General features: G+C 73.1%; 5 protein-coding genes. 3 read left to right on the forward strand and 2 right to left on the reverse strand.

Annotated elements, in window-relative coordinates; translation table 11 throughout:
- On the forward strand, positions 1-260 hold a 260-nt coding region (locus AC1MIR_RS13295), incomplete at its 5' end, for a hypothetical protein (RefSeq protein WP_480028628.1).
- 2 nt (positions 261-262) lie between these two features.
- Here AC1MIR_RS13295 and ligD read toward each other — a convergent pair.
- Entirely contained in the window at positions 263-2,692 is a 2,430-nt protein-coding gene (gene ligD, locus AC1MIR_RS13300) for a DNA ligase D (RefSeq protein WP_480028629.1), read from the reverse strand.
- Positions 2,693-2,744: 52 nt separating this feature from the next.
- Positions 2,745-4,010, reverse strand: a complete 1,266-nt coding sequence (locus AC1MIR_RS13305; RefSeq protein ID WP_480028630.1) for a UbiH/UbiF/VisC/COQ6 family ubiquinone biosynthesis hydroxylase — start codon at positions 4,008-4,010, stop codon at positions 2,745-2,747.
- A 197-nt stretch (positions 4,011-4,207) separates the two neighbouring features.
- Here AC1MIR_RS13305 and AC1MIR_RS13310 point away from each other — a divergent pair, with 197 nt between their 5' ends.
- Both AC1MIR_RS13310 and AC1MIR_RS13315 read left to right on the forward strand, forming a co-directional pair.
- Entirely contained in the window at positions 4,208-4,546 is a 339-nt protein-coding gene (locus tag AC1MIR_RS13310; protein ID WP_480028631.1) for a P-II family nitrogen regulator, read from the forward strand.
- Positions 4,547-4,574: 28 nt separating this feature from the next.
- The coding region (locus AC1MIR_RS13315; RefSeq protein ID WP_480028632.1) for an ammonium transporter at positions 4,575-5,965 on the forward strand (1,391 nt) is incomplete at its 3' end.

Here is a 5,965-nt window from a genome sequence, read left to right on the forward strand (position 1 = left end):
CCGCCCCGCCCCCCCCGCCGGGCGGGCGCGCGCCCCCCCCCCGCCCGCCCCGCGGGCCCCCCCCCCCCCCCCCGCGCCGGCGCGAGGCGCCGGAGGAGAGCAACGTCATCGACCTGATGGAGGCGCTGAAGCGCAGCCTGAAGGGCGGGGGAAAAGCACCGTCGAGGGGGGCGGAGAAGCCCTCGGCGAAGAAGCCGCCGGCGAAGCGGACGGGGAAGAAGGCCCCAGCGCCGGCCGCGAAGACGCGGCGCTCGGCGTAGCGCTATCCCTCCGGCAACTCCCGCGCCGCCTTGTCGTAGCCCTTCCAGGGATCCGCGCCTTTCAGCCGCTCCGGCGCGCTGCTGATCGTGAAGACCTTCGGATCGAGCCCGGGCTTCACCTCGCTCCAGGCCAGCGGCACCGACACGGTGGCGCCAGGCCGCGCGCGCGGCGACCAGGCCGCGACCGCCGTGCCCTGCCGCTCGTTCCGCAGGTAGTCGAGGAACAGCCTGCCCTTCCGCGCGCGCTTCGCCAGCGTGGTGGTGTAGCGCTCCGGTTCCGCCGCCGCGAGGCGCTCGCAGAAGCCGCGCGCGAAGGCCTTCACCACGGGCCAATCGTGCCGCGGCAGGATGGGCGCCACGACATGCAGCCCCTTGCCGCCCGTCGTCTTGCAGAAGGCCTTGAGCCCCGCCTTCTCCAACGCCCTGCGCACCGTCTGCGCGGCCTCGATCACCCGCGCAAAGTCGAGCCCCTCATCCGGGTCGAGGTCGAAGACCAGCCGGTCCGCATGCTCGGGATCGGCGGCGCGCGAGCCCCAGACATGGATCTCCACGACACCCGCCTGCGCCAGCGCCACCAGCCCCGCCGCGTCCCGCACGCAGAGATGCGGCTTCGCCTCGCCTTCGATCGCCACCTGGCCGATCAGCGCGGAGGTGCCGGCGCCGGCATGGCGCTGCCAGAAGCGCTCGCCCGCGATGCCGTCCGGCGCGCGCAGCAGCGTCAGCGGCCGTCCGCCGGCATAGGCGAGCAGCGCAGGCGCGACGGCCGCGAAATAGGCGGCGAGGTCGCGCTTGGTGATGCCCTCTTGCGGCCAGAGCAGCTTGTCGGGGTGCGACAGCGTCACGCCCGCGACCTGCGACGCGCCGCCCGCGCGGGCGGGCTTCGCCGGTGCCTCCACCTGCTCCGCCCGCTTGTCCTCGCGCAGCGCGCGGAAGCTGGCCTGGCGCAGCATCCCGTCGCCGGTGAAGCCGGCATGGCCGATCTCGGCCACCAGCTTCGGCTCGACGAAGGTCGCGTCCTTGCCGCCGGCGCCGCCCTGGAAGGGCGATGTCGCGCGCCGCAGCGGCGTCAGCGCGCGCATCAGCCGGTCCGCCTTCGCGCCCGAGATGCCGGACCCGACGCGGCCGAGATAGACGAGAGACTTGCCGCGCCAAGCCCCCATCAGCAGCGTCAGCGATCCCTTCGGACCGCTGGCGTGGCCGCCGATGACGAACTCGTCCGTGCCGCGGCATTTCGTCTTCACCCAGCCCTCCCCGCGCCCGGCATGGTACGGCGCGTCGCGCCGCTTGCTGACGATCCCCTCCAGCCCCAGCCGGCAGGCCGACATCAGCACGGCATCGCCCGGCGCGGCGAAATCCTCGACATAGGCCAGGGCCGGCGGCGCCTTCGCCAGCAATCTGCGCAGGCGCTGCTTGCGCTCCGCCAGGGGCTGCTCCCGCAGGTCCGCGCCATCCTTACGCAACAGGTCGAAGGCATGATAGCGCAGCGCGCCGGTGCGCTTCGCCTCCAGCGCGGCGACCAGCGCCGGGAAGTCCGGGCGGTTCTCGGCGTCGAGCGCGACGATCTCGCCATCCAGCGTGCAATCGGGCAGACGCGCCAGCGCGGCGGCGGTCTCGGGGAAGCGATGCGTCCAGTCGAGCCCGTTGCGCGTCAGCAGCGTCGCCGCGCCGCCGCGGATGCGTGCCTGGATGCGGTAGCCGTCGAGCTTCGGCTCATGCACCCAGCCGGGGCCGGCTGGCGGGCGGTCCGCCAGCGTCGCTAGCTGTGGCGGCAGGAAGGCGGGATCGGCGTTGCGCGCGGGCGCATCCGGCTTTGCGCGCTTCGCCCGGCGCGCGCGGCGCGGCGCTTCGGCCGGTCCGGGCTTCGGCGTCTCCGGCATGGCGCGGCCGCTGGCGACGGAGGATGTGTTCTCGCGCACCAGCGCATCGCCGCTGCCGGGCCGGGCGTATTCGTCCTTCTCCTTGATCAGCAGCCAGTTCACCCGCTTCTCGCCGGCGCGCGGCGTCATGCGGATCAGCGCCCAGCCGCCCGTCATGCGCTGCGCCGCGACCCTGAACTTCAGATGGCCCTCGGCGAGGGCGGTGGCGGGGTCGGTGTCGCCTATCGGCTCCCAGCTGCCGCGGTCCCACAGCAAGACCTCGCCCGCGCCATAGCCTTCGGGGATGCTGCCTTCGAAAGCGCCATAGTCGAGCGGATGGTCCTCCACCTCCACGGCCAGGCGCCGCTCGGCGGGATCGAGGCTCGGGCCGCGCGTGACGGCCCAGGATTTCAGCACGCCGTCGAGCTCGAGCCTCAGGTCCCAGTGCAGCCGCCGCGCGGCATGCATCTGCACGACGAAGGCCCGTGCGCGCTTGCGCCGCCGCCCGACGCGCCCGGCGGGTTCCGGCGAACGGCTGAGGTCGCGCTTGGCGCGATAGGTGTCGAGACGCGGCATGGCTGCGTAACGCCCGAGGCGACTGTCCAGATCACCGCGGGCGCGCCGCAGCCTACAGCAGGCGCTGCCCGCCCAGCAGCCCCGCCTGGCCCTGCGTGATCCCCATCGCGCGCTGCGCGAAGGCGCGCTTCAGCGGCGGGATGCGGTCCACCGCGGCGATGCCGAGGCGGCGCGCCAGCCGCACCGGGCCGAAATCATTGCCGAACAGCTTCTCCAGCACATGCGTCGCGCCGAGCATCAGCATCGCATCCGGCCGCGCGCGCGCCTGGTAGCGCGCCAGCACCGCGGCGCCGCCGGGATCCTCGCCGGCATTGACCGCCGCGATCACCTCCTCCGCCAGCGCGGCGACGTCGCGGAAGCCGAGGTTCAGGCCCTGCCCGGCGATCGGGTGGATGCCATGCGCCGCATCGCCCACCAGCGCGAGCCGCGCATCGGTGAAGCGCTGCGCCCAGAGCGCCGAAAGCGGATAGGACCAGCGCCGCCCGATCGGGCGGATGGCGCCGAGGCGGTCGCCCAGGCGGCGGGCCAGCTCGCGGCCGAAGGCGGCATCGTCCATCGCCAGGAACCGCCGGGCCAGCGCCGTCCGCTCGCTCCAGACATAGGCCGAGGCATGCGGCATCGTCGTGCTGCCGAAGCCGCCCGGCCCGGCGAGCGGCAACTGCGCGAAGGGCCCGTTGGGCAGGAACATCTCGACCGCGGTGCCCTGGTGCGGGCGCTCATGCGCGAAGGCGCCGACCATGCCGACCTGGCCGTAGTCCCAGCGCGTGACCGGTATGCCCGCCTGCGCGCGCAGCGGGCTCTCGCGTCCCTCGGCGCCGATGACGAGGCGGGCGCGGATCAGCGGCCCACCCGCGATGGCGACCTCCACGCCCGCGGCATCGCGGTGGACCGTGGCGATGGCCGGGGCGAAGGCCACGAGGTTCGGCAGCGCCGGCAGGCGGGCGTTCAGCGCCACGCGCAGCGCGCGGGCCTCCACCATCCAGCCGAAGGGCTGGCCGTCGGCGACCTCCGCGGCGTCGAAGCCGAGGCCGAGGCGGGACGGCGGCGCGCCGGGCAGGCCGTCGCGCACCAGGATGCGGCGGATCGGCTGCGGCGCCATCGGCAGGCGGTCCCAGATGCCGGCGGCGTCCAGCAGGCGGCGGCTGGTCAGCGCGATCGCATAGGCGCGGCCGTCGAATTCCGGCAGTTCCATCGGCGGCAGGGGCGCACGATCCACCACCGCGGTCGGGACGCCCGCGGCGGCGAGGGTTGCGGCAAGGGTGGCGCCCACCGGCCCGGCGCCGATGACGCAGGCGGTGACGTCGAGCGTTTCGGTCATGCGGCGAAGGTCGCGATGTTACAGGGATTCGGCAAGGGTTGGGCAATTGCCTGATATTTAGGCAGGTTGATCGGTCAAGAGTGCTGCCGCACCGCCGTGCGGGCGCGCGGCGCCGCATGCCGGGCCGATCCGGCCTTCTGGCACGCCGCTTGGATTGCCCGGTCGGACTCCGCCTGGGCAAAGGGGATTGCGGCGCGATGAAGCTGGTGATGGCGATCATCAAGCCCTTCAAGCTGGACGAGGTGCGCGATGCGCTCACCCCGCTCGGCGTGCAGGGGCTGACGGTGACCGAGGTGAAGGGATTCGGCCGGCAGAAGGGCCAGACCGAGATCTACCGCGGTGCCGAATACCATGTGAGCTTCCTGCCGAAGCTCAAGATCGAGGTCGCCGTGGCCGCGGAACTCGTGGACGCGGTGGTCGAGGCGATCGCCGGGGCCGCGCGCACCGGCAAGATCGGCGACGGCAAGATCTTCGTCGTGGACCTGGAGCGCGCGCTCCGGATCCGCACCGGCGAGACCGACGGCGCGGCCCTGTGAGCCGCAACGCCAACCAAAGCGACAAGGGATGCACGGGATGAGAATGCTTGCGCGCGCCGCGCTTCTGGCGCTGCCTGCGACGATGGCGGCCGGCGCCGCCTTCGCGGAGGATGCGAAGATCGACACCGGCGACACCGCCTGGATGCTCACCAGCACGGCCATCGTGCTGATGATGACGGTGCCCGGCGTGGCGCTGTTCTACGCGGGCATGGTGCGCAAGAAGACCGTGCTGGCCACCATGATGCAGTCCTTCACGGTCTGCGCGCTGGTCGGCGTGCTGTGGATGGTGCTCGGCTACAGCCTGGCCTTCGGCGAGGGCAACGCCTATGTCGGCGACCTCTCGCGGCTGCTGATGCGCGGCATGGCGGAAGGCTGGGACAAGCCCTTCACCCTGGGCTCGGGCGACAGCGCGGTGGCGACGACGATCCCCGAGAGCGTCTTCGCCATGTTCCAGATGACCTTCGCCATCATCACCGCGGCGCTGATCACCGGCGCGGTCGCGGACCGGATGAAGTTCTCCGCCCTGCTGGTCTTCGTGTCGCTCTGGACGCTCCTGGTCTATTCGCCGATCGCCCATTGGGTGTGGCACCCGAATGGCTGGATCTTCGGCCTCGGCGCGCTCGACTTCGCCGGCGGCACGGTGGTGCACATCAATGCCGGCGTGGCCGGCCTGGTGGCGGCGATCGTGCTCGGCAAGCGCGTGGGCTACGGGCAGGACAACATGGCCCCCTACAACCTGGCCTTCGCCGTGATCGGCGCGAGCCTGCTCTGGGTGGGCTGGTTCGGCTTCAATGCCGGCTCGGCGGTCGGCGCGGGCGCGCGCGCCGGCATGGCGATGCTGGTCACGCAGATCGCCGCCGCCGCGGCGGTGCTGGCCTGGCTGATCGCCGAATGGGCGACGAAGGGCAAGCCGAGCGTGCTCGGCGCCATCTCCGGCGCAGTCGCCGGCCTGGTGGCGATCACCCCGGCCGCCGGCTTCGTGCTGCCCGGCTCGGCGCTGATCATCGGCGTGGTCGCCGGCCTCGCCGGCTTCTGGGGCGCCACCGCGCTGAAGCACTGGTGCGGCTACGACGACAGCCTGGACGCCTTCGGCGTGCACGGCGTCTGCGGCATCGTCGGCGCGCTGCTGACGGGCGTCTTCGCCTATGGGGCGCTGTCGGCCAGCGCCTCCACGCCGGAAGGCTACAGCGGCAGCATGGAGCAGCTGCTGATCCAGTTCTACTCGGTGGTCGCGGTCTTCGCCTTCACCGCGGTGATGACCTTCATCCTGCTGAAGGTGGTGGACGTGATCGTCGGCCTGCGCGTGACCGAGGAAGAGGAGCGCGAGGGCCTCGACGTGGTGCTGCACGGCGAGGGCCGCGCCGGGGCCGCGGCGCCGGGCGCCCCCCCCCGGGGGGGCGCCCCCGGGCCCCCCCCCCC

Source organism: Falsiroseomonas sp. RANM36, assembly GCF_056682175.1.

What these genes read in the sequence shown, in the direction of transcription:
- ligD (WP_480028629.1), bottom strand. Translation starts at nt 2,692, where the DNA reads ATGCCGCGTCTCGACACCTATCGCGCCAAGCGCGACCTCAGCCGTTCG.
- AC1MIR_RS13305 (WP_480028630.1), bottom strand. Translation starts at nt 4,010, where the DNA reads ATGACCGAAACGCTCGACGTCACCGCCTGCGTCATCGGCGCCGGGCCG.
- AC1MIR_RS13310 (WP_480028631.1), top strand. Translation starts at nt 4,208, where the DNA reads ATGAAGCTGGTGATGGCGATCATCAAGCCCTTCAAGCTGGACGAGGTG.